This is a genomic window from Maribacter chungangensis (assembly GCF_042676845.1).
GTDB classification, from domain to species: Bacteria; Bacteroidota; Bacteroidia; order Flavobacteriales; family Flavobacteriaceae; genus Maribacter; species Maribacter chungangensis.
On record NZ_JBHTHY010000026.1, the window covers coordinates 1 to 23,148 of the forward strand.

General features: G+C 40.7%; 19 protein-coding genes. 10 read left to right on the forward strand and 9 right to left on the reverse strand.

Features of this window, described 5'->3' with window-relative positions:
• Window positions 1–251 precede the first annotated feature (251 nt).
• Together ACFQZJ_RS18755 and ACFQZJ_RS18760 are read right to left on the reverse strand one after the other, a co-directional pair.
• Window positions 252–1,196 (reverse strand): phosphoribosylaminoimidazolesuccinocarboxamide synthase, encoded by a 945-nt coding sequence (locus ACFQZJ_RS18755; RefSeq protein ID WP_379936510.1) that lies wholly within the window; start codon window positions 1,194–1,196, stop codon window positions 252–254.
• A gap of 57 nt (window positions 1,197–1,253) precedes the next feature.
• The gene (locus ACFQZJ_RS18760) at window positions 1,254–2,210 is read right to left on the reverse strand and encodes a PhoH family protein (protein WP_379936511.1); all 957 of its coding nucleotides are present in this window, start codon (window positions 2,208–2,210) and stop codon (window positions 1,254–1,256) included.
• A gap of 130 nt (window positions 2,211–2,340) precedes the next feature.
• Here ACFQZJ_RS18760 and ACFQZJ_RS18765 point away from each other — a divergent pair, with 130 nt between their 5' ends.
• A complete protein-coding gene (locus tag ACFQZJ_RS18765; protein WP_379936512.1) occupies window positions 2,341–3,174 on the forward strand; it encodes an SAM hydrolase/SAM-dependent halogenase family protein in 834 nt (277 codons plus the stop codon).
• Window positions 3,175–3,487: 313 nt separating this feature from the next.
• A complete protein-coding gene (dnaN, locus tag ACFQZJ_RS18770; protein WP_379936513.1) occupies window positions 3,488–4,606 on the forward strand; it encodes a DNA polymerase III subunit beta in 1,119 nt (372 codons plus the stop codon).
• Window positions 4,607–4,678: 72 nt separating this feature from the next.
• Here dnaN and ACFQZJ_RS18775 read toward each other — a convergent pair whose 3' ends face one another.
• Together ACFQZJ_RS18775 and ACFQZJ_RS18780 are read right to left on the reverse strand one after the other, a co-directional pair.
• On the reverse strand, window positions 4,679–5,044 hold the full coding sequence (locus ACFQZJ_RS18775) for a DUF4870 domain-containing protein (protein WP_379936514.1): 366 nt from the start codon (window positions 5,042–5,044) through the stop codon (window positions 4,679–4,681).
• Window positions 5,045–5,129: 85 nt separating this feature from the next.
• Window positions 5,130–5,588 carry a hypothetical protein gene (locus ACFQZJ_RS18780; protein ID WP_379936515.1) on the reverse strand — a complete coding sequence of 153 codons (459 nt, stop codon included), beginning with the start codon at window positions 5,586–5,588 and terminating at the stop codon, window positions 5,130–5,132.
• A 115-nt stretch (window positions 5,589–5,703) separates the two neighbouring features.
• On the opposite strand from ACFQZJ_RS18780, the gene mnmE reads away from it, so the two are divergent.
• The 3 genes from mnmE (at window position 5,704) to ACFQZJ_RS18795 (ending at window position 9,158) form a co-directional block, all read left to right on the forward strand.
• On the forward strand, window positions 5,704–7,074 hold the full coding sequence (gene mnmE, locus ACFQZJ_RS18785; RefSeq protein WP_379936516.1) for a tRNA uridine-5-carboxymethylaminomethyl(34) synthesis GTPase MnmE: 1,371 nt from the start codon (window positions 5,704–5,706) through the stop codon (window positions 7,072–7,074).
• A 70-nt stretch (window positions 7,075–7,144) separates the two neighbouring features.
• A complete protein-coding gene (locus ACFQZJ_RS18790) occupies window positions 7,145–8,101 on the forward strand; it encodes an ornithine cyclodeaminase family protein (RefSeq protein ID WP_379936517.1) in 957 nt (318 codons plus the stop codon).
• Entirely contained in the window at window positions 8,094–9,158 is a 1,065-nt protein-coding gene (locus ACFQZJ_RS18795) for a proline racemase family protein (RefSeq protein ID WP_379936518.1), read from the forward strand. Before ACFQZJ_RS18790 ends, ACFQZJ_RS18795 begins: the two co-directional genes overlap by 8 nt.
• A gap of 273 nt (window positions 9,159–9,431) precedes the next feature.
• On the opposite strand, the gene ACFQZJ_RS18800 is transcribed toward ACFQZJ_RS18795, so the two are convergent.
• Window positions 9,432–9,671 carry an aldose epimerase family protein gene (locus ACFQZJ_RS18800; protein ID WP_379936519.1) on the reverse strand — a complete coding sequence of 80 codons (240 nt, stop codon included), beginning with the start codon at window positions 9,669–9,671 and terminating at the stop codon, window positions 9,432–9,434.
• A gap of 153 nt (window positions 9,672–9,824) precedes the next feature.
• On the opposite strand from ACFQZJ_RS18800, the gene ACFQZJ_RS18805 reads away from it, so the two are divergent.
• Window positions 9,825–10,565, forward strand: coding sequence for a tyrosine-protein phosphatase (locus ACFQZJ_RS18805; protein ID WP_379936520.1), 741 nt, complete (start codon window positions 9,825–9,827; stop codon window positions 10,563–10,565).
• On the opposite strand, the gene ACFQZJ_RS18810 is transcribed toward ACFQZJ_RS18805, so the two are convergent.
• Genes ACFQZJ_RS18810 through ACFQZJ_RS18825 form a run of 4 tightly spaced genes read right to left on the reverse strand, consistent with a single transcriptional unit; the run spans window position 10,562 to window position 16,814 of the window.
• A complete protein-coding gene (locus ACFQZJ_RS18810) occupies window positions 10,562–12,928 on the reverse strand; it encodes a GumC family protein (protein ID WP_379936521.1) in 2,367 nt (788 codons plus the stop codon). The two genes, ACFQZJ_RS18805 and ACFQZJ_RS18810, sit on opposite strands and share 4 nt — an antisense overlap.
• A gap of 41 nt (window positions 12,929–12,969) precedes the next feature.
• Window positions 12,970–13,755 carry a polysaccharide biosynthesis/export family protein gene (locus tag ACFQZJ_RS18815; RefSeq protein WP_379936522.1) on the reverse strand — a complete coding sequence of 262 codons (786 nt, stop codon included), beginning with the start codon at window positions 13,753–13,755 and terminating at the stop codon, window positions 12,970–12,972.
• Between the two features lie 42 nt (window positions 13,756–13,797).
• Entirely contained in the window at window positions 13,798–15,729 is a 1,932-nt protein-coding gene (locus tag ACFQZJ_RS18820) for a nucleoside-diphosphate sugar epimerase/dehydratase (protein ID WP_379936523.1), read from the reverse strand.
• Window positions 15,726–16,814: a DegT/DnrJ/EryC1/StrS family aminotransferase gene (locus tag ACFQZJ_RS18825; RefSeq protein ID WP_379936548.1), complete on the reverse strand. Its 1,089-nt coding sequence runs from the start codon at window positions 16,812–16,814 to the stop codon at window positions 15,726–15,728. The genes ACFQZJ_RS18820 and ACFQZJ_RS18825 overlap by 4 nt, the downstream gene beginning before the upstream one ends.
• Window positions 16,815–17,737: 923 nt before the next feature.
• On the opposite strand from ACFQZJ_RS18825, the gene ACFQZJ_RS18830 reads away from it, so the two are divergent.
• The 4 genes from ACFQZJ_RS18830 to ACFQZJ_RS18845 all read left to right on the forward strand — a co-directional run bounded on the left by ACFQZJ_RS18830 (window position 17,738) and on the right by ACFQZJ_RS18845 (window position 23,031).
• The gene (locus ACFQZJ_RS18830) at window positions 17,738–19,135 is read left to right on the forward strand and encodes a nucleotide sugar dehydrogenase (RefSeq protein ID WP_379936524.1); all 1,398 of its coding nucleotides are present in this window, start codon (window positions 17,738–17,740) and stop codon (window positions 19,133–19,135) included.
• Entirely contained in the window at window positions 19,132–20,160 is a 1,029-nt protein-coding gene (locus ACFQZJ_RS18835; RefSeq protein WP_379936525.1) for an NAD-dependent epimerase, read from the forward strand. Before ACFQZJ_RS18830 ends, ACFQZJ_RS18835 begins: the two co-directional genes overlap by 4 nt.
• A gap of 500 nt (window positions 20,161–20,660) precedes the next feature.
• Window positions 20,661–22,094, forward strand: coding sequence for an MBOAT family O-acyltransferase (locus ACFQZJ_RS18840; RefSeq protein WP_379936526.1), 1,434 nt, complete (start codon window positions 20,661–20,663; stop codon window positions 22,092–22,094).
• 4 nt (window positions 22,095–22,098) lie between these two features.
• A complete protein-coding gene (locus ACFQZJ_RS18845) occupies window positions 22,099–23,031 on the forward strand; it encodes a hypothetical protein (protein WP_379936527.1) in 933 nt (310 codons plus the stop codon).
• The last annotated feature ends 117 nt before the right edge of the window (window positions 23,032–23,148 follow it).

Here is a 23,148-nt window from a genome sequence, read left to right on the forward strand (position 1 = left end):
AACGACGATAGAAATTGTTCTTTGGTATACGTTCGCTCAGTTGAAATTGTGCGAACAGCTTTTCCTGATACTCCTTTTTTTCCCCCCATACCTAAAGGTACGATCAATCGCCCCATAGGCAAAATCGAAAAGCAACTTTTTTGCCTATCTTGTGCAACAGGCACACGGGCTATAATTCATTGTGGCTAATTTCCCAAACGTAAATCCATATCTTTAGCCTAAGGTTAACAAAGGAGCCAATCTATACTTACTCAACTCAAATGCTCCAAAACATTTTTTTCTATACGGGCTTGAATATCATCGGTATCGGCTTTAACAAATGTTTCTCCGGTAATCTTTTCATAGAGTTCTATATACCTATCGGATACGGACGCGATATAGTCGTCCGTCATTTCGGGAACCGTTTGTCCTTCCAAACCTTGAAATCCGTTCGAAATTAACCATTGCCGCACAAACTCTTTGGACAACTGTTTCTGCATCTCACCCCTTTCTTGGCGTTCTTCATAACCATCGGCATAAAAGTACCGAGAAGAATCCGGGGTGTGAATTTCGTCTATCAATACAATTTTTCCATCCTTGGTTTTACCGAACTCGTATTTGGTATCTACCAATATCAAACCTCTTTTCGCCGCAATTTCGGTTCCCCTTTTAAAAAGCGCGTAGGTATATTTTTCCAATACCTCATAATCGGCTTCGGAAACAATACCGTGTTTTAAAATATCTGCTTTTGATATGTCCTCGTCATGATCGCCCATTTCCGCTTTGGTGGCAGGCGTTATGATCGGCCTGGGGAATTTATCGTTCTCTTTCATCCCGTCTGGCATGGGCACACCGCAGAGCATTCGTTTGCCCGCTTTGTACTCGCGTGCGGCATGTCCGCTCATATACCCTCTTATCACCATTTCTACTTTAAACGGTTCACATGCATGGCCAATGGCCACGTTTGGATCGGGAGCGGCAGTTAGCCAATTGGGAACGATATCTGCGGTATCGGCCATCATTTTAGTAGCTATCTGATTAAGGATCTGGCCTTTGTAAGGTATTCCTTTGGGCATTACCACATCAAAGGCAGAAAGCCTATCCGTAGCCACCATGACCATGACATTATTTTCCAGTTCATAGACTTCGCGTACTTTACCTTTATAAACGCTTAATTGTCCCGGGAAATTAAAATTGATATCTGTAATGGTATTCATAATGAACTTAAAATTAGTTTTAAACGTAGCTTTCGCCCAGCACTGTTCCGCAAGTGCCTAGTTATGGTGTTCTATGGTTTTATAGGCATCTATGACCTTTTTGACCAGCTTATGCCTTATTACGTCCTTATCGTCCAAATAGATAATCTCTATTCCTTCTACATTTTGCAGTATTAACAAGGCTTCCTTTAGACCAGAAATGGTCCTGCGCGGTAAATCTATTTGCCCGGGGTCTCCGGTAATCAAAAATTTGGCATGTTTTCCCATTCTGGTAAGAAACATCTTCATCTGCGCGTGGGTGGTGTTCTGTGCCTCATCCAAGATTACGAAAGCATTGTCCAACGTGCGTCCGCGCATGAAGGCCATGGGGGCCACTTGTATGATTCCTGTCTCAATATAATGTGTTAATTTTTCCGGACTGATCATGTCGCGCAATGCATCATAAAGCGGTTGCATGTAAGGGTCTAGCTTTTCCTTTAGATCGCCTGGCAAAAAACCTAAGTTCTCACCGGCTTCCACTGCAGGCCTCGTTAGTATAATTTTACGCACTTGTTTCTCCTTTAAGGCCTTTACGGCCAAGGCTACGCCAGTATAGGTCTTACCCGTTCCTGCAGGACCTATGGCAAATACCATATCGTTCTTTTTTGAAGCATCTACCAGTCTCCTCTGATTCGGCGTCTGGGCTTTTATGAGTCGGCCGCTTACACCATGTACCAGGGTTTCACCGCTTTTAACGGATGATGGACTTTTACCGGCTTCCTCTGTATCCATCAAAATACGCTCAATACTGTTCTCGTCCAATCTATTGTACTTCACAAAATGAGCGGTAAGCATTTCAAAACGCTTTTCAAATTCTTCTAGTAGTATATCGTCTCCGTATACTTTAATCTTATTCCCCCTAGCGACTATTTTCAATTTTGGAAAATACTTTTTTAAAAGGTCTATGTGTTCGTTTTGCTGTCCAAAAAAATCCCTTGGACTTATCTCGGTAAGTTCTAAAATCAGTTCGTTCAAATAGTTATTTTTAGTAAGGTGTAAACTAAGCACAGTTTAATTTCGCCCAGCTGTTTTTTTGTGTAATTTTGCTAATCAAATTTAGGTAAAAATAAAGTTTACCTTATGAAAAACATATCAACATTACGGTATGGCGATAATTACCTTAACGACCGATTTTGGACTTAAAGACCACTTTGTTGGGGTACTTAAGGGTTCTATTTATACAGAATTACCAGAAGCTACCATTGTTGATATTTCCCATGGCATTTCTCCCTTCAACATACAAGAGTGTGCCTATATCCTGCAAAACTCCTATCACAACTTTCCCAAAGGCAGCATACACATCGTTGGGGTAGATTCTGAAGCTACGCCGGAGAACAAGCATATAGCCGTTTTGGTAGATGGCCATTATTTTGTGAGCGCCAATACGGGTGTCATTGGTCTTATCACCTCTGAAATGAAGCCCGAAAAAGTAGTTGAGCTTAACCTTCCGGAGCGCATACAGGGTTCTTTTCCCGTAATGAGCGTCTTTATTCGAGTAGCTTGCCACATTGCACGTGGAGGGACTTTGGAGGTCGTTGGAAAATCGTTTACAGACCTTAAAACCTTGCGTGAATTTTCGCCAAGAATGGCAGAAGATGGTACAAAGATAACCGGTAGCGTTATTTATATAGACAATTACGGAAACGTGGTAACCAATATTAGGAAATCCTTTTTTGATAGCTACGGTAAGGATAGGGAGTTTGAACTGCATGCCAGAAGTAAAAAGATAAAAAAAATACATAGTAGCTATAGCGGTATCGTAGATTTTAACGGAGCAGCGGACAAACAAAAAAATGATGGTGACCTACTGGCCCTTTTCAATTCATCCGGTTATTTGGAACTGGCCATATACCGAAGTAATCTTGATACGGTGGGCGGAGCGTCTACATTACTGGGATTGGAATACCGGGACACCATTATAATCGATTTTTTCAATTGAATCCATTAGGACAAAAAGCAATACTCCGCAATTGCTTAAAAACACCAATTTTATGCGATCAATGCCCTTAATCGTATGCGGGGCAATTCTAGCAATGGTTAATAACTCCTCGGAACAAAAACCTACGGGAACAGAGTAAGTTGGTATTGCGGTGCTTGAGTGCCTAAAACAGGTTTAGATTACTGTTAATAAGTTTGTTTCCTATAAAACCTCAATTCAAATATCTTTGTTTTAAAGGATCGTTGTAACATTGGAACCCTCAACTGATTAGTAAAACAGGTATTTTAAAAGATATAATTCAAAGTAGACCATAATGAAATTTATAGTATCCAGCACATATTTGTTAAAACAGCTTCAGATTTTGGGTGGTGTCATCAATAATAGCAACACCCTACCAATTTTGGATAATTTTCTTTTCGACCTTAAAAAGGACAAACTAACGGTTTCAGCTTCGGATTTGGAAACTACGATGAGTTCGCGACTTCAAGTAGATTCCGATACCGAAGGCGTTATTGCAGTTCCGGCCCGGTTACTGTTGGAGACCTTAAAAACGTTTCCGGAGCAGCCCCTTACCTTTATGGTAACGGACAACAACACGGTTGAAATAAGCAGCAACCACGGCAAATATGCGCTAGCCTATGCAGACGGGGCGGAATTCCCAAAAGCGGTGGAATTAGAAAATCCTAGCTCCACAACCTTGTTGGGCGACATTTTGGCCACCGCTATAACCAAAACAATTTTTGCTACGGGCAACGATGACCTAAGACCTGTGATGAGTGGTGTGTTCTTTCAATTTTCACCAGAGAACCTAACGTTTGTCGCAACAGATGCCCACAAACTGGTTAAATATAGAAGGGAAGATGTTAACGCATCGGAAGTAGCGGAATTCATAATGCCCAAGAAACCACTTACCTTACTCAAAGGGATTTTGGCCGGAAGCGAAGCTGACGTGCTAATAGAATACAATGAAAGTAACGCCAAATTCACATTTGACGAAACGGAGCTTATATGCCGACTCATAGATGGAAAATATCCGAATTACGAAGCCGTAATTCCAAAAGAAAATCCAAACAAACTTACGATAGCGCGGAATCAATTCTTAAGTTCCGTAAGGAGGGTATCTATATTCTCCAACAAAACAACCCATCAGATACGCTTAAAAATCGCAGGGGCGGAACTTAATATTTCGGCAGAAGATCTAGATTATTCAAACAAAGCGGAAGAACGCTTAACATGTTCCTACCAAGGTGATGATATGCAAATAGGATTCAATTCCAGGTTTTTGACAGAAATGTTAAATAATCTTGGTTGTGATGAAGTGTCCCTTGAAATGAGCTTGCCGAATAGGGCAGGTATCTTAACCCCCATAGATGGTTTGGATGAAGGAGAAAGCGTAACCATGCTCGTTATGCCGGTAATGCTGAACGGATAACTACGAAAAAAATAGACCTAGTTGAATTATAAAAGGGAGCTCATTTGCTCCCTTTTTTATTTTCTAACTCCTTTAAGATATAAATCGGATCGTTCCAAAATAGCTTGGAGCCTCCCCGTTACTGGCGCGAACGGCATTTACTACGGGCATCACCAAAGAAAGAATACCCGTCAACACCAATAGAATAATCCCTAATCCAAACAACAAAATACCCGGTATTCCTATAATGACATACAAAATAAGACTCAGTTGAAAGTTGATTATGGACTTACCATGCTCGTCCATACCTATTACCTTTTCTTTAAGGCTAAGCCAAAGTACCAAGGGTACGATCAACCCTCCAAAACCTGTGATGTAGTCCAAATATTGACTTAAGTGAGCGATTACCAATACATTTCGATCCTCCCTAACAACGCTGTTCTGATTAATAATTTCCATTTTTTGATTGATTTTAAGATGAATAACTACTTATTTGACTCAAAAAATAGAAAAATGTTACAATGCTGGTCTTTAAAAGTGCCCGTTATTTCTTTAGTAGCTTTTCTAGCTTAACCTGGCTTTTTGCAATCTTTACATTCAGCTTTCTTATTTTTTCTTCTATCTTATCAATGGCTACAGGTGCCAAGGTACCTTTTGCCTTACCCTTTTCCAGTTTGGATTCCAGTTTGGCTATTTGTTTTTTATCCTTTGCAATGGATTTGGACACAGCATCCTTCTGCTTTTTTAATTTTTCTTTGGCCGCTTTCTCTTTTTCTGCTTTTTTCTCCTGTTTGGCCTGTTTTTTCTCCTTTTTAACCTGTTTTTTCTCCTTTTTAGCCTGCTTTTCCGCATCGTCCACTTTTTCCTTTACATCTTGTAACATCTCCTTTTCGGACGTTACCCGAACAACAGGTTCTTCTGTGGGAGCTGTGGTTTGCGCATAAGAAGAAGTCGTTATTGCAAACATAATTAGGGTAATCAATGTAAATTTAATGTATTTCATATCCTTATAATTTTTATAATTTCCGCACGAATGTACTTCATTTCATTACGCGAACAACATGGCAATGCCTACGTATCAAAAAGTTTTCTATGGTTATATTATTTACTTTTGCACTATGATTCAAAACGACACGATTATAGCCTTGGCAACGCCATCTGGAGCAGGTGCCATTGCCGTTATACGTATTTCCGGAAGCTTGGCGATCAGCTTAGTTTCCGAACATTTCAAATCCGTTACTAATAAGAAACTAAAAGAACAAAAAAGTCACACCATACATTTAGGGCATCTTATGGATGGCGAAATGGTATTGGATGAAGTCCTTGTTTCCATTTTTAAAAACCCACATTCCTATACAGGGGAAGATGTTATTGAAATATCCTGTCATGGATCTCCCTACATCCAACAGCAAATTATACAGTTGTTTTTAAGAAAAGGCTGTAGAATGGCGTCGGCAGGAGAATTTACCATGCGTGCTTTTTTAAACGGGAAGATGGATCTGAGCCAGGCCGAAGCCGTAGCGGACCTTATTGCCAGTGATAGTGCCGCGGCACACCAAATTGCCATGCAACAAATGCGCGGTGGATTTAGCACCACCATAAACGACCTTAGGCAGGAGCTACTGAATTTTGCCTCCTTGATAGAATTGGAGCTCGACTTTTCCGGTGAAGATGTGGAGTTTGCGGATCGAAGACAATTTAACCTGTTACTACAGAAAATTACCAAAGTCCTTAAAGACCTTATAGACTCCTTCGCTCTAGGAAACGTAATCAAGAACGGTATACCCATAGCCATAGTGGGCGAACCCAATGTGGGCAAGTCTACCTTACTAAATGCCATTTTAAACGAGGAGCGGGCCATAGTGAGCGATATTCCGGGCACTACAAGAGATACCGTAGAAGACCAAATAGCTATTGGCGGGGTTAACTTTAGGTTTATAGATACCGCTGGGCTCAGGGACACCAGTGATAAAGTAGAGCAAATAGGCATTGCACGGGCATTTGAAAAAATAGAGCAAGCACAGCTCGTTATCTATCTGTTCGAAGCTGCAAAGAACAAAGACGCCGAAATCAATACGTTGAGGGAAAAATACAAAGACAAAAATATTCTGCTAATTGCGAATAAGATAGATGAAGTAGACGAAGAACATATAGCAAGTTTACAGAACAAATATGCTAAAATACAATTTATCTCGGCCAAGACCGGTTTAGGTATAGAAGACTTAAAGCAAACGTTATTGTCACTATCCAATGCAGGAAGCTTAGGTAAAAATGATACTATTGTAACGAATAACAGACACTACGATGCTTTATTAAAAGCCTTGGAAGCTATACAAAAAGTGAAAGAAGGCATGGACATGGAGTTATCCAGCGACCTTATGGCCATAGATATTCGTGAAGCACTTTTTCATTTAGGCGAAATTACAGGAAGTGTTTCAACAGATGACTTGCTGGGCAATATCTTTTCTAATTTTTGTATTGGCAAATAGTTATCACAAAAAAATGCAACCATAAATCGTTTACAAACCAAGAAAAAATACAATCCCATATTTTTGAGCTATGGAAAAAGCAATATATATTTCAGATGATTTTATTAATGAAAACACCCATTTTCCAGCGCTTTTGGCGGCTTTAAAGGAAGGCTTTTCCAGCCCGGACATTCTAGTACCTCAACGCCATCATCATGATTTTCCAAATCCGGAAACGGGTTCGGACTCCACCCTGCTCTTAATGCCTGCGTGGCATCCGGCCAAAATTGCAGGAGTAAAAATAGCAACGGTAAGTCCGGAAAACGGTCGTTATGACCTACCTTCCATACAGGCCATTTATGTCTTGATCAATGCGATAACGGGCACTATGATCGCAACCATGCAAGCAAAAAGTCTTACCGCTAAACGCACGGCCGCAGCCTCTGCCCTCGCCTCTTCGTTTTTATCCAGAAAAGATGCCTCTTCTTTATTAATGATAGGCACCGGGGCGCTATCGGCCAATCTTATTCGTGCCCACGCGAGCGTACGCCCCATTAAAGAGGTCTTTGTATGGGGAAGAAATGCAGAAAAGGCGAAAGCCATCTGTAGCGAATTAAAAGAGGAAAACTTCAGTTGTACCGCCATCATGCAAATTGATGATAAAATTGGCGATATGGACATTATCTCCTGTGCTACCCTTTCCAAAACACCTTTGGTTTTAGGAAAATACCTTAAACCGGGACAACACATAGACCTGGTAGGCGCCTACAAAAAAGATATGCGGGAAGCAGATGACGCCGTAATCCAAAAAGCTAGCGTTTATGTCGATACCCCTGCCGGACTCCATGAAAGTGGTGATACTTCTATTCCTTTACATTCCGGAATCCTCACAGAAGATACCATAAAAGGAAATTTGTTCACCCTTTGCTCCGGCGAGGTCAGTGGTCGTAAAAGTGAGAAAGAAGTAACAGTTTTTAAATCCGTAGGGCATGCTTTGGAAGATCTAATGGCTGCCAATTACTATTATAACCAATTCACAAATGAATAACACCTACCGAAACATTCTTAAAAAGACTGATTTTAAGCCACCCAACGACTGGCTAAAAATAAAGACCATAGACATGCATACCGGGGGCGAACCCCTACGGGTCATTGTTTCCGGATTTCCAAATTTAGAAGGAAATTCCGTATTGGACTACCGCAGGTATTGTAAGGAACATTACGACCATTTGCGGACCGTATTGATGTTTGAGCCACGCGGGCATGCGGATATGTACGGATGTATTTTAACCCCACCAAACGACAGTGAAGGTGATTTCGGAATTATCTTTTTGCATAATGAAGGCTACAGTACCATGTGTGGCCACGCCATTATTGCTATTTCTACCCTAGCTGTTCACTTAAATTGGATCAATGTAACCGAGGGGGAGAATATGTTAAAGATTGATGCCCCCTGTGGCAGGATAACAGCCTTTGCACATGTAAGGAATGGAGAAGTAACCGGAGTTCGTTTTCATTGCGTTCCTAGCTTTGTTGTGGGCTTGGATAGTACCGTTGACCTAGAGGGCTTTGGAGAAGTAAGGTATGATTTGGCATACGGCGGTGCGTTTTATGCGTATGTAGATATGAAAAAAAATAACCTCGATTTCGATTTGAGCCCGACTTCCTATCGGAAGTTGATAGCAGCGGGAATGGCTATCAAACATGCGGTGATGGCAAGCAATAGTGGGATAAAACACCCTTTTGAGTCCGACCTAAGCTTTCTCTACGGAACCATTTTTATTGATGCATCCAATACGCCAAACATACATAGTAAAAACGTGTGTATTTTTGCAGAAGGCGAAGTAGACCGCTGCCCAACAGGCTCTGGGGTATCGGGGAGAATGGCCATCCATAAAGCCAGAAAAGAAATAGATTTTGGCGAAGCCATGCAGATTGAAAGCATCACAGGTTCTATTTTTAAAGGTTCTGTAATCCGTGAGGAAACCTATGGGCCTTTCAACGCCGTTATCCCACAAGTGGAAGGCACGGCTTATATTACAGGCCAGCATACCTTTTTCATAGATCCCTACGATCCTATGAAAAACGGATTTATCTTACGGTAGATTTTCCATGCTAAGCAAAGCGACGAAAGTGATTTATTTGTGCGGCCATCTTTTTATGGGAACAAAAAATAATGCCAAATAGATTACCCAAAATAGCTCTGTAACTCCTTTTTAGGTAAGAGTTCATAAGAAAACCATATTTAAGAGCTTTGTTATCTTTAGATTTGGTGATAGCAAATGGAGTGGGCTAGTAAAACACTCATATAACGGTAAGGCACCATTGTTCGCATCAGGATACTATTCGATCAAAAAACAATATTCCGTTGTTGTCTCCTAGATATCATTTGGGTAAAGTAGAATAGAAGGAAAATTAGAATGATTTGGAGCATCGGGAAAATGTTGTGTTTCTAAACAGAACGCTGTTCGAAAAGCATCTTTAGCCCCTGATTTCAAAAGATTTTTGCCTGCCATAAAATTTCCGCAATAGCATTGTACGCTTGGTTCCGTAGTGTACACACTCCTGATAATGCCAGAAATATCTCCTATCACTTTTGCCACATGGTTTGTGAACAATTGATAGTATCCCTTACTGTACCTACCACTTTAAAATGGTCGGATGTTAATTCCCAAATACTGGATGTACGTGCCATGTTACTTACACAATAGAAAAAGTGAAAATTCGTTGTAATACAGTAACTTTGATTGTTGTTAAAAACACTGCGATACATGTTTGATTTCTTTGTTAAAAAAAAGTTTCTTGTCGATTATCTCGATGGTTTTACGGATATCCACAATCATATTCTTCCCGGAATAGATGATGGGGCAAAGACGGTTGAAGAATCGATAGTTTTGATAAAAGGTATGGGGGAAATTGGAATAAGCAATTTTATTTGTACCCCGCATATCATGGAAAACTATTACCCTAACAACAAGGGGTCCATACAAGGAGCATTAACCTTGGTTGAAAATGCGCTTAAAACAAATGATTTATCGCACGTAAATGTAAAAGCGGCCGCAGAACACATGATAGATTCCGGTTTTGAAGCCTTGGTAGAATCAGATTCGCTTATGCAAATATCGGACAACTATATTTTGGTAGAAATGTCATACCTGCAAGCATCTCTTAACTTTGAAGAATCGATTGAAAAACTTAAGGACAAAGATTTATATCCAATTTTCGCTCACCCAGAGCGCTATGCCTATTTACATCACGAAAGAAATGACTATACGCGTATGAAAGACCTTGGTATGTTATTTCAACTGAACCTATTATCGCTAAGCGGTTATTATGGAAAAGATGTTCACAAAAAAGCTTTAAACCTGCTTGATCACAATCTGATTGATTTCGTGGCATCCGACCTTCATAACAAAAATCATTTAAAACACCTTAAAAATATTCAAATCAGCCCAAAGGTGTTGGATAAAATACTTCCCATAATTGCGCGGACGAGCTACAATTTCGGTTAAAACTTCCACCACTTTTTAGTGGTCTTGCCATAACCGTAACCATATTTTCCGCCGTAGCCAAGATTATCTAGACTTACACCGTTGACCACGAAGGATACACCGTTAAGCTTCCCTTCTGCGTTCAAATCTATTGGGAATTGAATAGCACTTTTATCCGTTACCCCTGCTCTGGTTACATATATAATGTGGTTGGAAAACTGTGTGAGTAACAGGGTATCGCTTACCACCATCAATGGCGCCGTATCCATGATAACATAATCGTAGTCGGCAGCAACTTCTTCTATTAAAGCCCCCATTCGTTTGTTCATCAAAAGCTCTCCCGGATTTGGTGGTATCTTACCGGAGTAGATTACATCAATGGTATTGTTATACACTAGCATGGGCTTAATGACATCCTTTACACTTAGCTTATCGCTTATAAGGTAATCCGTAAGTCCTGCATCTTTATTACGCTCGGGTGATTTCAACTTATCAACAGAATCACCACTAAAAAAAGTGTATAATTTAGGGTTCCTGATATCCGCCCCTACCAGCAATACCTTCTTGTTGGTACTCGCCAATATCATGGACAGGTTTGTAGAAACAAAGGTTTTTCCTTCTCCCGGCACACTAGAAGTGACCAAGACCACATTATTTTTATACTTATCCTTTTCGTTTTTGGTACTAATGAGAAAATCCAGATTAGTTCGCAAGATCCTTAGGGCTTCCGCCAATACAGATCGGTCATCGTTCACTATGATCTTACTATCTTTTTTCGATAAGAAGGGCAGCTCTCCAAGTACAGGAAGGTCTTTTGTTATTTCTTCCAAGCTGTGTTTGTTATGTATTTTTGTATCCAACAAATCCTTGGCATATAGCACGGAAAACGGAACCAAGAGCCCTAGAATCAACGAGGCTAAATAAGTAATGGCTTTTTTGGGTTTTACCGGTGTCGGGCTTGCCAAGTATGCTTTATCTATAATATTTGATCGTGGTGCCGCAGAAGCAAAGGAAATTTGAGATTCTTCCCTCTTCTGTAGAAGATATAGGTATAAAGATTCGGTAGTTTCCTGCTTTCTTGTGATGTCGCGCAACTCCTTTTGGTTTTTTGGCGCGGAATATATCGTTCCTTGTATACGCCCTAACTGACTTTGTAAGGTACTTACGTTCATTCCAACATTGGTCTCCAACGCATTTAAACTAGAGGTCATGGTACTTTTTAGTCCTTTTAATTGCTGGTCCAAGTTTACGATAATCGGGTTTTGTTCGTCTGCGCTTTGTAGCAAACGCTTACGTTCCGCCACCAATTGGTTATACTGTGCGGTAGCCTGACTTATGGCACCACTACCCACATCCAACACAGGCATTTCTTCATAGCCCACTTCTCCGTTCATATATTCCTTTAGACCTGTAACCATTTGTAATTGGTTTCTGGCATTGTCCAAATTCTGACGGCTTGCAGCACTCACCTGTACGGCGGCACCCACCTCAAGGCCAGATCCGGTCATCCCCTTTTCTGTCAGCATATCTTGGGCATCCTGATCCACATCGCTCAGGGTGCCTGAAATCATTTTAATCCGGTTATCTATAAAATCAGAAGTAGTGTTCGCAATACGGCGCTTATCGTCTACGGCATTTCTATTGTAAATTTCAATAAGCTTATCTATGATGTCCTTGGCCTTTTGCGGAATTGTACTATTCATGGATATGTCAAGGATATTCGAACCGTCTTCGCTAACGGCTACAAAAACATTTTGCTTATAGGCACCCGCAACCCTTTCGACAGGATTAATACTTACTTGATAGCGCCTGCCAGTATGAATCTTGGGGTTTTTCACATTTGGAGTGATAATGATATCACCTATACTAGAGGGAACTGCATCTCCAAAAGTGTATTCCTTGGCAGGGAGATCCTCAGCTTCTGTAAAGCTAAAACGTGTTTCGGAAGTAAACTCCACAAAAAAATTGAACGTGGTTCCGGCAATAATTGAATCAGAAGCCATAAAATTCAACTTTACTGGTGGCTCGCCATAAATCTCCGAATCTATTATACTTCCCAAGGCCATATAACTAATATTAGTCTTCAACTCTTTCACCACGTCAATAAAATTGGCCCGGGAAACCAATATCTGAATCTCATCCTCTACCTGCTTGGAAGTACCTGAAAAAACATCTAACTCCTTAAACATGCTTAATTCGTTCGTCGAATTTTTGTCTTGAACCACTTGAATTTGAGATGTAATCTCATATTCTGGTATGGTATAGCGGATATAAATAAAAGCCATCAAAAGTGCAGCTATTGCAGCGAGCACAAACCACTTCCATTGCTTAGTATAAGTGTTAATAATGTTCTTAATATCGTTTTTGCTCTCAATCAAACTCATGACAATCGACTTTTAAATACTACTATAAGATTACTTGTGCCTTAGTTTCTACTTAATAATATCACACTCGAGGTAATCAGAACGGATGCAATCGATATAGCTATTGTAGCCCGGTTATCCAAAGATGAAGCCGTAATTGCAGATCTGTTAGGCTCTACGTAAATAACATCGTTCTGGGTGAGATAATATACGGGCGAATTCAACATAGCTTTTTTTGTCAGATCAACCCTTTGGGAAACCTTGGTGCCGTTAAAATCCCGAATGACCAAAACATTTTCCCTAGTTCCTTTAATAGTCAAATCACTGGCGAGACCAAGCGCCTCTAAAATGGTTATTTGTTCACCATTTACTTCATAAGTTCCTGGTCTATTAACCTCCCCTAATATGGTGACCGTAAAATTACGCAAGCGTATGTTAATGATAGGGTCCTTAAGGTATATCTTTAATTTCTCTTTTAAAAGTTCTTTGGTTTCGTTCGGGGTTAAGCCCAATATATTTACGGGGCCCAAGACTGGGAAATCAATATTTCCTTCTTTGTTCACGATATAATCAATTTGTTGAGGTTGTCCAATACCTCCGTTTTGCCCCTGGGGCGGGGTTATAAGATTAAAAGGAATACTCGCTTCCGGGTCCAGGGTAGAGACATTGATGCTCAATAAATCATCCACCTTAAATTTATAGGAATAGGAATTATCACTTATCATGGTTTCGTAATCTTGCGTATCCTGAAAGTATACCACATCCTTTTTAGAGGCACAGGAAAATACAAATAAGCTAAGAACACTGACTACAATAAGATGCCTGAAGGCGGTACTTTTTTTAAACATGGTTGTGATAATTAGATTCAATATCAGGTATTGAAAGGTTAGTTACGGTTGTACTATCTTTAATTTTTGTTCGTTGTTGTTTGTATTTTTGGCCTTATCCAACTCGCAAAAATCAGAATTTTTGGACACATATTCCGGTACGATCTGTTTCATTAATTTTACCGTATTCCCATTAAAGAACATATTGGTAATGCACAATTCATCAATTTTAGAGCGTGTCTTGGCATAATCCAGTTCGCGGACCTTACTAATTTTTATTTTCTGATGATAGGTAGGCATTGTATTTTCGCCATTGGCCAGCAACTCTTCGTACAACTTCTCTCCCGGTCGCAGACCTGTAATCTTAATATCGATGTCTTCGGGATAACGAAGTCCGGACAAGCGAATCATATTTTTCGCCAAATCGAATATTTTGACGGATTCCCCCATATCAAAAATGAAAATCTCGCCCCCTTCGCCCATAGCTCCTGCTTCCAATACCAGTTGAGACGCCTCTGGTATCGTCATAAAATAGCGGGTGATATCCTTGTGGGTCAAGGTTAGTGGCCCACCATTTTCTATTTGTTTCCTAAACAAGGGAATAACAGACCCATTGGAACCGAGTACATTACCAAAACGGGTGGTAATAAATTTCGTTTTTTGTTCCTTCTGCATGCAACCAATGTACATTTCTGCAATTCGCTTGCTCGCACCCATTACATTGGTAGGGTTCACCGCTTTATCCGTTGAAACAAACACAAACTTTTCAACGCCGTGTACCACGGACAAATCAGCCACTGTTTTGGTACCCCCAATATTGATTTTTATAGCTTCATAGGAATTATACTCCATTAGCGGCACATGCTTGTACGCAGCGGCGTGGAATACAATATCCGGACTATACTCCTCAAAGATTCGGTTTAATCTGTTTTTATCCCGAATATCCCCTACGATAGGAATAAAATTATGAAACCCATTTTGTTTTAACTCTTGCTGCAGATCGTATAAGGCCGACTCCGCTTGGTCCACAACAATAAGGGATTTATAGGAATAGGTACAAATCTGGCGAACGATCTCGCTCCCAATGGAACCAGCGCCTCCCGTAACCAAAATACTTTTGTTCAAAAGCTCCAAGGCTATTTTACTGTTTTTAATTTGTATGGGTGCCCTATCCAACAAATCTTCGATCTGTACTTGTTTTATTTGAGCGGCATTTAGCTCCCCATTGATCCAATCCTCTATAGGAGGAACAATCTTTACGGTCACCGGGAATTCTACCAAGCCCTCTACGGTTGATCGTAATTTTTTCGCATCGATATTCTGAATGGAGAAAATAACCTCTGCAATACGGTTTTTTGATAAAAAGTCGGCATTTAAAATCTCTTTTGTAAAAACAGGTACCCCGTTTATACGTTTACCCACTTTCTTTTGATCCCTATCTATGAAGCCAATGACCTTTACGTTTCCTTTGGAATGGTTGGTCAAAGCACCATAAGTAAGTATACCGGAATCTCCAGCGCCATAGATAAGAACGTTTTTAGAAGATATTAAATCGCCGCTTATTTGATTGTATAGGGATTTGAACACATAACGGGACGATGTTAAGGAGATAAAGCCGATCAAACTGTTTACAATGATGATCGAGATAGGAATTGTAAACTGTGGTAAAAATCCAAATTGTCGGTTTCCGATGACAAAGAAAATCACAATTATGCTGGACAAGCATATCGCGTTGAAAATGTTATACACGTCGCGCACCCCGGTATGCCGCACCACTCCTTTATACGATCCAACGATCAAAAAGGAAATCAAGGCCGCTCCAACGACCAATGGCAATTGTAGCACCAATTTATCTACTTCAAAGTTTAACGTAAGGTTAAACCTTATGAGGTAGGACAAAATAAAAGAAAGCGCAACGGTTACTAAGTCTATGAACAGCACCAGCCATTTTGAGGCATAGCGTTGTGCATTGTTGGTTACAAACTTTTGTATCATGATTTGGTCGTTTTGATAATATTTACAATGCGTTCCAAGTCGGAATCCGTTAAATTGGAACCGCTCGGCAAACAAAGACCACGATGGAACAAATCTAGTGAAGTTCCGTCTAAAAAGCTCAATTCCTGCTCAAAAATAGGTTGCAGATGTAAAGGTTTCCATAAAGGTCTTGATTCAATATCTTCTGCCAATAAGGCTAATCGTATCATTTCACGATGCTCAAAAGAAGGTGTAAGCAAACAACTGAGCCATCTATTAGATCGGTAGCCCTCAGGTTCGGCAAGGAATTCAAAGGTTTCCATACCCCCAAGATGGGCAACGTAATAGTCGTAGTTTCGGCGGCGTGCCGCAACTCTATCGGCAAGCACTTCCATTTGTCCGCGACCTATCCCTGCCAGCACGTTGCTCATGCGATAGTTATAGCCAATATGGGAATGTTGGTAGTGTGGAGCTTCGTCCCTGGCCTGCGTCGCAAGAAAAATAGCTTTTTCCGTGTAGGCTTTATTTTTGGACACCAAGGCCCCACCACCCGAAGTCGTAATGATCTTGTTTCCGTTAAACGATAGCACTCCAATAGTACCAAAGGTACCACAAGCAACCCCGTGGCACGAGCTCCCAAGGGCTTCCGCACTATCTTCCAAAATTGGAATATCAAATTCGTCCGCTATTTGTTGAATAGCTTCCACATTATACGGCATACCATATAAATGTACCGCTAAAATGGCCTTCGGTTTCTTGTACTTGGCAATTCTATCTTCTATTGCTTTTCGCAAAAGTGCTGGAGACATGTTCCATGTATCGCGTTCGCTGTCTATAAAAACAGGGCGGGCACCCAAATATGTAATAGGATTTGCAGAGGCGGAAAATGTAAAGCTCTGGCACAATACCTCGTCTCCGTAAGAAACACCCAAAATTTGTAGGCCTAGGTGAATGGCCGCTGTTCCAGAACTAAGTACCGCGGCATGTACGCCGTTACCAAGTTCTTCTCTAATAGCAGCTTCGAACCCGTTTACATGGGGTCCTAGCGGCGCTATCCAATTGGTCGCAAAAGCCTCGGCGACATATTTTTCTTCATTTCCTCCCATGTGTGGGGAGGAAAGCCAAATTTTTGTAGGTGTGGTTACAGTTTTCAATCGTTCAAATATTAGTAGGTTGGGGTTAACTGAGTACGAAATTAAGTATAGTTTCAAATAAAACGGTATTTTCTTACGCAATTTCGTTTAATCCTCGATAATCATCGGTTAATGGAAAGCTTTTGTCCTACAAACTATAAAACCGTACCGTACAACTTAACACCTTACAATAAATATATTTTTTTATGGCAGTATATTATGTGATCTTTACACGCTTGGAGGGAAGTTTGGGTAGTTTAGAGTTTAATACGTTATTAAGTTAAGATACGTTATTTGGTTATTAAGTTAAAAATACCTGATACGCCTTAAAGGGCACTATTTCCAAAAAGGAACCCGATCAAGCTCCTTCCCCTAGCAGGGGAAGGTGGATTCCCGCCTTTTTCGGCGGGAAGACGGAAGGGGTACATGGCGAATAAAAAGTAGACAGTTTTTAGTTGAAGTTGGCAGTAAAAAAAGTAATTAATAAAACGAAAAGGAGTGGTAGTTTCAAGCTTAGAGTTGAATAAGTTATTGGTTATTGGGTTATTAAGTTATTGAGTTAAAAATACTGGATACGCCATAAAGGGTACTATTTCCAACAAGGAACCCGATCAAGCTCCTTCCCTAGCAGGGGTAGGTGGATTCCCGCCTTTTTCGGCGGGAAGACGGAAGGGGTACATGGCGAATAAAGAGTAGGCAGTTGGCAGTAGTAGTTTGCGGTGAAAAAGAGTGATGAGTAAAAAAAAAAAGAAGCTTCCCCGCAATGACAAGAAAAACTAGTTGTCGTTGAAAATATGAAGTTAGTACAAGCTAAAATGTCACCCTGAGCGCAGTCGAAGAGATGTATGTTGGATGGTTAAAAGGATAAAAAAATAAACCAATAGTAAAACAATAGCATGCAAAAAATCACAAAAATCTGTTGTATAGGAGCAGGTTACGTAGGCGGACCCACCATGTCCGTCATTGCAAATAAATGTCCACATATACAAGTTACGGTCGTAGACATCAATCAAGACCGTATTGATCAATGGAATACCGAAGATTTAGATCAATTACCGATCTATGAGCCAGGGCTCAAGGAAATTGTGGCAGAGAACCGAGGAAAAAACCTCTTCTTTTCTACCGAGGTAGATCGCGCCATAGACGAAGCACAAATGATTTTTATTTCGGTAAACACCCCTACAAAAACGTATGGGAAAGGAAAAGGTCAGGCGGCGGACCTCAAGTTTGTAGAGCTTTGTGCCCGAAACATTGCCAAAGTGTCCAAAACGGATAAAATAGTGGTGGAAAAATCGACCCTACCGGTGCGCACGGCACAAGCCATACAGAATATATTGGACAATACCGGCGACGGTGTGCATTTTGAAATACTTTCCAATCCGGAGTTTTTGGCCGAGGGTACTGCCATTGATGATTTGATCAATGCGGACCGTGTGCTTATAGGCGGGAACGAAACTCCTAGTGGGCAGGCCGCCAAGGATGCCTTAAGTGCCATTTACGAAAATTGGCTGCCCAAGGAACGTATCCTCCAGACCAATATATGGTCTTCGGAACTTTCTAAATTGGTCGCCAATGCCTTTTTGGCACAACGCGTATCCTCCATCAATTCCATCTCCGCCCTTTGTGAAAAGACCGATGCCAACATTCAGGAAATTTCAAGGGCCATTGGTTTCGATAGTCGTATCGGACCCAAATTCCTAAACGCTTCGGTAGGTTTTGGAGGTTCTTGTTTTCAGAAGGACATATTGAACCTCGTCTATATTGCCCGTAGTTTCGGCCTGCAAGAAGTAGCGGACTATTGGGAACAGGTCATTATCATGAACGACTATCAAAAAAGTCGCTTTGCCGAACATATTATCAGCACGCTGTACAATACCATTTCCGGCAAAAAAATCATTCTCTATGGTTGGGCCTTTAAAAAGGACACCAATGACACCCGCGAATCTGCTGCCATACATGTGGCCAATGCCCTTATGGAGGAACATGCGGAGGTAATCGTCTATGACCCTAAGGTTACCGAAAGCAGAATATACCAAGACCTGGATTATTTGGAAACCAGAAGTCCGGAAGAAAACCGACGCCTTCTTACCGTGGCAAAGAACCCTATGGAGATCACTACAGATGCCCATGCCATTGCCATTCTAACGGAGTGGGATGAGTTTAAGGACTACCATTGGGAGAAAATATATGCACAAATGCTAAAACCGGCCTTTGTGTTTGACGGAAGACGCTTATTGGAAACGGACACCATGAAAGCCATTGGTTTTAATTACTACAAAATCGGACAATCATGAAAATTTTAGTTACCGGAGCGGCAGGATTCATTGGATTTTTCATAACAAAAGACCTATTGGGCAAAGGTTATACGGTCGTGGGGCTAGACAATATCAACGACTATTATGATGTAGCATTAAAATATGCACGGCTAGCAGAATTGGGCATTGCTAGAGAAGATGCGTCGGTTATTGGCCACCATGCCCAAAGTACCGAACAGCCAAAATTCTCCTTTGTTCGCATGGGCCTGGAAGATCGCGAAAAGCTACCGGAACTGTTTAAAGCACAAAAATTTGATGTCGTCTGCAATTTAGCCGCACAGGCCGGTGTGCGCTACAGCTTGGAAAACCCCGAGGCCTACATAGACAGTAATGTAGTGGGATTTCTTAATATTCTGGAATGTTGCCGTCACCATAACATAAAACACCTAGTCTATGCCAGTAGCTCTAGCGTCTACGGCCTCAATGAAAAAATTCCCTTTGAAACTACCGACTCGGTAGACCATCCGGTAAGTCTGTATGCGGCCACTAAAAAAAGTAATGAATTAATGGCACATTCCTACAGTCACCTATACGGATTCAAGACCACCGGTCTGCGGTTTTTTACCGTTTACGGCCCTTGGGGACGACCCGATATGGCCATGTTCCTCTTTACCGATGCCATTATCAAGGGCAAGCCCATTAAAGTATTCAACCAAGGAAAACTGGAAAGGGACTTTACTTATATAGACGATATCACAGAAGGGGTGGTTCGGATTTTAGAAACGCCGTTGACCGGCACTTTTGATAAAACAGCCCTTTACAAGGTGTACAATATAGGTAATAGCAAGTCCGTAAAGTTAATGGACTTCATAGCGGCCATTGAAGACAGCTTGGAAACCACGGCAACAAAAGATATGATGGCCATGCAGCCTGGCGATGTAGAAAAGACCTGGGCCAATGTAGACGACCTTATTGCCGATTATGGATATAGGCCAAATACACCGATTTCAGTGGGGGTAGGTAAATTCGTAAATTGGTACAAGGGTTATTATTCCGTTGGCTAACTAAAAATAGATTGTTCTCAACCGGTAGCGATGGAGCAAGGGAAGTTTTTAAACGGGGCAATCCATCGTTCGGCCAAAGGCAATATAAAGATTGACAGTTAGGGCCGCTATTGCCAAGGAGACTAAAAACAGGACGGTGGTATACTCCTGGACGTTGTGTAAACGTGGTGAACAAACCAAAAGAGCAGACGCCAAGATATTAGGAACAAACACCTTCAAATTTCACTAGGCTCCAACGATAGAGGTAAGCGCAAGAAGAAAGTACAAGTCTCCAAGTTTAGGATACAAAAGTCTTCAATCCCAATAATAAGGAAGGCTATATGCTTAAGAGAATAGCAATGGATACCACTCCTAACCTAATTATTAAACACCGGCTGTATTTGCCTTATAATCTTAGTTTATGACCATTATGACTAAAATTGTAGTCGCGTTTAAAAGAAACGGGGAATATTTGCGTTAAGAAAAGGTAGTCCTTATAATTCCAAAATTCTGTAGTACCAATGCTTTTTAATTCCTTAGACTTTGCAGTTTTCTTACCTGTAGTATTTATTCTGTATTGGTTCGTTTTTCAAAAAAACCTCAAACTTCAGAATTTCCTTATTGTAGTTGCCAGTTATGTTTTCTATGGTTGGTGGGATTGGCGTTTTTTAACATTGATTCTATTTAGTACGCTCGTAGATTTCACTATTGGTTATCTCCTTAAAACCGAGGAACGTACAGCAAGAAGAAAAGTATACCTATGGATCAGTATTCTGGTAAATTTGGGTTTTCTCGGATTTTTTAAATATTATAACTTTTTTGTCGAAAGTTTTACGGAGGCATTCTCCTTTTTCGGAAAAGAAATTCAATCGAATACCCTTGACATCATTCTTCCCGTGGGTATTAGTTTCTATACCTTTCAAACGTTGAGCTACACCATAGATGTGTATAAGAGAAAGCTGGAACCAACACAAAATTTTATAGCATTTGCCGCCTTTGTAAGTTTCTTTCCGCAATTGGTTGCCGGTCCTATTGAACGTGCTACAAATCTCCTGCCCCAGTTTTATAAAAAACGTAGCTTTGACTATAGTACCGCCGTAGTTGGATTGCGCCAAATACTTTGGGGCCTCTTCAAAAAAGTGGTCATTGCGGATAATTGCGCCACCTATGCCAATATCATTTTTAACGACCACTCAAATTACGATCCCAGCACTTTGGTATTGGGAGCTTTATTTTTCACCTTTCAAATCTATGGCGATTTTAGCGGGTACTCCGATATTGCCATTGGCACCTCGAGATTATTTGGTTTTAATCTGATGCAAAACTTTGCTTTTCCTTACTTTTCAAGGGATATCGCCGAGTTTTGGAGAAGGTGGCATATTTCCTTGTCTACCTGGTTCAGGGATTATTTGTACATACCGCTAGGCGGTAGCAAAGGCGGTATGCAGATGAAGGTTCGCAATACCTTTGTAATATTTCTGGTAAGTGGTTTTTGGCACGGAGCCAACTGGACCTTTATCATCTGGGGATTGCTAAATGCACTTTATTTTTTGCCACTATTGCTACGGAACAAAAATAGAGTCAACACCAACTTGGTAGCAGAGGGAAAATGGATACCAAACCTAAGGGAACTGCTGCAAATGCTTACTACATTTGTATTGACCGTTTTTGCCTGGATATTTTTTAGGGCAGACTCCGTATCCCATGCCTTTGACTATATTTTACATCTGTTCCAAGGCAATACCAATGCAGCATCCTTAAGCATACCAATAGAGCTTCCTTACCTCCTACTCTTTTTTATACTAGTAGAATGGCTTGGAAGGTCATCTCAATTCGCAATTGAAAATCTGACCATAGTGCCAAAATATATGAGGTGGTGCCTTTATTTTGGACTTATTTTGCTATTGTTCCTGTTTGCAGGGCAAGAACAGGAATTTATTTATTTCCAATTTTGATCGCATGAAGCTACTGATAAAAAATACACTGCTGTTTTGTATTGTAGGACTACTACTGGGCGAGGCCATTTCCAGGCTATTCAGCACAACCTCGGATATCCCCAGTCGCATAATCGACCAACACAATATTCAGAAATACAAACCAAACCAAACCGGTACTTGGATCGGTGGTACGCATAGTTGGCTCATTAACGAAGAAGGTTGGCCCGGGCCACTTCCCAAATCAAAAGAAAAGCTTATCACCATCATTGGAGATTCGTATGTAGAGAATTTTATGAATCCAACTGCGTGCAGGCAGTCGGTGGTATTGAAAAAAATGATGCCCTCCTACAATTACTATGAAGCATCAAGATCTGGTATTTCCTTTATAGAGGCTATGGAAATAGCATCCCACCTAGACAGTTTACGGCCAATAAAGCAACTTATCTATGTGCACGATGCCGATTTTTTAGAGAGTGTAGTTCAAATAAAAAAAATGACGGACATTGCACAGTACGATACTGAGCAAGATAAAGTAATACCGGGCGTACTAAAATCGCCGGGATTAAAAAAGATTCTTTATAACTGGAAATTCATGTATTACCTCTACACCAATTATTCCTTTGGCCCAACGAATAAGGAGATAGTACCGGCACCAAAAAAGGTATCCAATGCTCCCACCTCGAAAGTTCTTGAACACAAAACCGAATTACAGCAACTCATAACCTTTGTTACGGCCAACTATAACACGGATAGTATTGTTTTGGTATACAGACCCAATGCAGATCCAGATCTTATTCAACTGCTCAAGGATTTCAATTTTAAGCTGCTTTTACTGGTTGATGACAAGAAAAAAAACTGGTCCTTTGAACATGATGCACACTGGACCTGCATAGGACACGAAGAAGCCGCAAAACAGGTTAAAAATAGACTAAAGAAAACAACCTACGATTTTTGAAGCAATTGAGTTTCATTAGCACAAAAGTTACCGAAAAAAGAAAACGAGTTGCAGAATGTCCCATTTGTCGAAGATTCGTTCTTATGATGTATAAAAAATAGATTTCTCAATAAGATT